This window comes from Candidatus Thioglobus sp., from assembly GCF_029243085.1.
In the GTDB taxonomy this organism is placed as follows: Bacteria; Pseudomonadota; Gammaproteobacteria; order PS1; family Pseudothioglobaceae; genus Thioglobus_A.
On record NZ_JAQWSS010000022.1, the window covers coordinates 1 to 3,769 of the forward strand.

At 38.3% G+C, this 3,769-nt stretch carries 6 protein-coding genes, 1 tRNA gene and 1 pseudogene; 6 read left to right on the top strand and 2 right to left on the bottom strand.

Going from position 1 to position 3,769, the window contains the following annotated elements; all coding sequences use genetic code 11:
- From P8M52_RS01410 to P8M52_RS01430, 5 genes are all read left to right on the top strand, one after another.
- A partial coding sequence (locus tag P8M52_RS01410) for an OsmC family protein (protein ID WP_300306277.1) occupies positions 1-254 on the top strand: 254 nt, incomplete at its 5' end.
- On the top strand, positions 247-468 hold the full coding sequence (locus tag P8M52_RS01415) for a hypothetical protein (protein WP_300306280.1): 222 nt from the start codon (positions 247-249) through the stop codon (positions 466-468). The genes P8M52_RS01410 and P8M52_RS01415, both read left to right, overlap by 8 nt.
- Entirely contained in the window at positions 456-881 is a 426-nt protein-coding gene (locus tag P8M52_RS01420) for a hypothetical protein (protein ID WP_300306283.1), read from the top strand. The genes P8M52_RS01415 and P8M52_RS01420 overlap by 13 nt, the downstream gene beginning before the upstream one ends.
- Positions 882-930: 49 nt before the next feature.
- Positions 931-1,022 (top strand) — tRNA-Ser (locus P8M52_RS01425).
- Between the two features lie 26 nt (positions 1,023-1,048).
- On the top strand, positions 1,049-1,828 hold the full coding sequence (locus P8M52_RS01430) for a thiazole synthase (protein ID WP_300306286.1): 780 nt from the start codon (positions 1,049-1,051) through the stop codon (positions 1,826-1,828).
- A 76-nt stretch (positions 1,829-1,904) separates the two neighbouring features.
- Here P8M52_RS01430 and P8M52_RS01435 read toward each other — a convergent pair whose 3' ends face one another.
- Together P8M52_RS01435 and P8M52_RS01440 are read right to left on the bottom strand one after the other, a co-directional pair.
- Positions 1,905-2,225, bottom strand: a complete 321-nt coding sequence (locus P8M52_RS01435; RefSeq protein ID WP_300306289.1) for a DUF6172 family protein — start codon at positions 2,223-2,225, stop codon at positions 1,905-1,907.
- 85 nt (positions 2,226-2,310) lie between these two features.
- The gene (locus P8M52_RS01440; RefSeq protein ID WP_300306292.1) at positions 2,311-3,396 is read right to left on the bottom strand and encodes an aryl-sulfate sulfotransferase; all 1,086 of its coding nucleotides are present in this window, start codon (positions 3,394-3,396) and stop codon (positions 2,311-2,313) included.
- A 142-nt stretch (positions 3,397-3,538) separates the two neighbouring features.
- Here P8M52_RS01440 and P8M52_RS01445 point away from each other — a divergent pair.
- Positions 3,539-3,769 (top strand): annotated as a pseudogene (locus P8M52_RS01445) (8-amino-7-oxononanoate synthase); the annotation flags it as partial.

Genomic DNA, 3,769 nt, shown 5'->3' on the forward strand with positions numbered 1-3,769 from the left:
TCGATGTGGTTTCTACGCTTAAAAAAATGCGTGAGCTCGTTAATGATTGTCGAGTTGAAATTTCAGCTGAGCGTGCTGAGGAGCACCCTAAGGTTTTTACTAAAATACATTTGCATTTTATTGTTGAAGGTGAAAATCTAAACGAGAAGAAAATCGCAAAAGCAGTGAGTTTATCAGCTGATAAATATTGCTCTGCTTCTATTATGCTTGGAAAAATGGCCGATATTACTCACGATTTCTCAATCCATGAATAATACTTGGGGTTGGCTCGGTACACTCACTGGCATCATTGGCGGACTGTTGGTTGCACTTAATTTTGAATACTCTAAATTTGGCTATATTTTTTTTATGGTATCCGCTATTAGTTGGGTAATTCAAGGGGCTAAAAATAATGACAAATCTTTGATATTGCTTAACACAGTATTTGTTTGTGTCAATACATTGGGGCTTTATCGTTGGTTTTCGTAAAACGCATTCACTTACTAACCCTAGCCATAATCTGCTCATATAGCGTAGGTGCAATTGCCGAAAATCATCAAGACTTAACCAATATTGAAGAAAAGATAGAATCCATTAATTATGACATTTTAGAACTTGAGGTGAGCTACGAGCTGGGTGAAAACACCTTTGATATTAACATTAAAGCAAACGATATTAAAAATAAGCTACTTCATCAAGAATATAAAATTGGCACGCCCAGATCTGAGCAGAGTCAATGGAATGAATCAGAACAAATGATTCTTGATGCTAAAATTCAACTTCAGGCCCTACAAGAAAAAATTAAACTGGAAGGAGACTGGGGTCAACTGCGCTTTAGAGTGATCGACTTTAGAGGTAAAGACCCTGGTCAATTAAAATTAAGATATAACTACGGTTTTTAGAACTGCCTATTTAAATTTAAATTAAATAGCGTATAATATTTTTTTTTATGGAGAGTTGGCCGAGTGGCTGAAGGCGCGCCCCTGCTAAGGGTGTATAGGGTTTATCCCCTATCGAGGGTTCAAATCCCTCACTCTCCGCCATTATTACAAAAAAATCTTTAGACAACATGACTGATACGCCATTGGTAATTGCCGGAAAAACTTATAACTCTCGCTTACTAGTTGGCTCAGGAAAATATAAAGATCTTACTGAAACAAAACTTGCAACTGACGCTGCCGAGGCAGACATCATTACCGTTGCAATTCGTCGCACCAATATTGGACAAGATGAGAACGAGCCAAATTTGCTCGACGTCATCTCTCCTGACACTTACACAATCTTGCCTAACACTGCAGGCTGTTATACTGCTAAAGATGCAGTGCGTACGTGCCAATTAGCACGTGAACTCTTAGGCGGGCACAACTTAGTTAAGCTTGAAGTGCTGGGCGATGAAAAAACACTTTACCCAAACATTGTAGAAACACTGGCCGCAGCACAAACACTGGTTGACGACGGATTTGATGTCATGGTGTACACCAGTGATGATCCGATCGTTGCCAAAGAGTTAGAAAACATTGGTTGTGCTGCCGTGATGCCACTAGCTTCACTAATCGGTTCAGGTCAAGGCATCGCTAACCCTGCGAATATTAAACTCATTAAAGAGCAGGCTAATGTTCCAGTGCTTGTAGATGCAGGTATTGGTTGTGCATCAGATGCAGCCAAAGCCATGGAGCTTGGTTGTGATGGCGTATTAATGAATTCGGCGATTGCTAACGCGGCTGACCCAATCCTAATGGCTAGCGCAATGAAACACGCTGTGATTGCTGGTCGTGAGTCTTTTCTTGCAGGAAGAATGATGAAGAAAGCTTACGCCTCTGCTTCATCTCCAATGGAAAACCTAATCTAAAAGAGATGTTAAAAATCTCAAGTAAAAAAATGCCGCTAAATTAGCGGCATTTTTTTTATAAGCCAACTCAAACGAATTACTCTAAAAAGATTTCAACTTCTTTTTCCGATTCAGGTTTTTTAGTTCTTTTGGCAGGCTTAGCTAACACTTCTAAGAAAAATGTATCTAGTCCTTCGTCATGCGCTTCTGCAATAACCTTGTTAATTTCTGATACATGAATCACGCCAGATGAGGCTTCGTCTGCACCAAAACGACAATCAAAGTCCCAAAAATCCATGTCATCAGGCAAGGCTTTATTACGCTCACGCTTAATGTATTTCTTAAGCTCGTGTTTAATGGCGTCAGCCACTCTAGGGCGTTGTTTTTTTGGATGTGAGAAGCTGAATGTCTTTTTCATAATAGTTTAGATAATAGAATCAATAAAAGAGATTATACGCACTCAGCAATCTCTCAATACAAATCCTAAGCTTACAGTTAGCTAATTATTTAGGTGCAATTCTTTGTGCTCTATAAAGTTGTTTAAATTTAAACTGCTTCCAAAAACTATCTGATTCGTCTTCATATTTTTTATTCATCTTTCCAGGGTTAAATCTAGGAATTTCAGGAAACTCCAACTGCCAAACAATCTGCTTATCACCTGTTAGCTCATACAAAACATTATCAACTTGGATTAAAGTATTGCCATTTGGTAATCTATCCACATCCCGACTTCTTGGTGACGTAAAGCCCACTTCCCGATGGTCAGCCTCCCATACTACTTTTCCATCTCTAGTTAGTTCATAGGTTGTAAACGGATTTCTTGTGGTTACCAGTATATTTCCATTTTTTTGTACCTCAGGTTCATGAGGATTGCATCCATCTATATCAGCATCATCATGTAAACCATCCACCCCTCTGTGCCTCCAAGTCCTTCCCTTTTCACACAGAAATTTTTGACTCCAAACCGTTTTCCCTGCTTTATTAACCTCAACAAGCATATCGAAATTACGCAGACTGATCAAGGTATGTCCATTTTCTAGTCTGGTAACAGAATTCGGATGAATCCAACCTTCTTTCCCCACCTCAGAAAATGGATAAACGTCGTATTCCTCTAATGCGTCCCATTGCCAAACTACATTGCCAATAGAGTCAACCTCTACAACCTGGGGCTCGCCTTTCTTTGCCCAGCCTCTCAAATATATTGTATTGCCATTTTTTAATCTATCTACATCATGCGTTGCTTGATCTAAATGCTTCCAAACAACTTCACCAGCAGGATTAATTTCATAAATACCTATAAATTGCATAATAAATAAAGTGTTGCCGCTTGATAAACGCTTAACATCCATCAAGCCCATTTTACTTCGTTTAGCAATAGATACAGGTACCGCATATTCCCAAACAATATTACCATTCATATCAACTTCTATAATTGACATTGATTTATTCTTTTTAGCATTCAAACCAAATAGGGTTGTACCATTAAACGCCAAATCAGGATTATAGCTCTTGACCACCATTGTCGGATTTAGCGATTTTTGACTCCAGCAATCAGCATCAAAAAATCCGCAGTGTGATGAAGCTTGCACCAATCCAGAAAGTAGAGATAAAGAAATTATAATAAAAATGCTAAATATTTTTTTCACGACCAGACCCCATTAAATAAATTCGATTTATGCCATTATAGATTAATCACTTCTGGCAATTAAAACTAGTATTAAAATAGCCATTATGGATTTTTCAACAAAATTATCACAACTCAAGCAAACGAACCTTTACCGTTCAAGAAAAGTTACTGAAGGTGCACAAGACACTCAGATAATTATTAATGGAAAATCATTGATTAATTTCTGCTCGAATGATTACTTGTCACTTGCCAATCATCCTCAAATTAAAGAGGCTTTTAAGCAGGGTGTTGATACGCATGGTGTAGGTTCCGGCGCTTCACATTTAGTCAGCGGA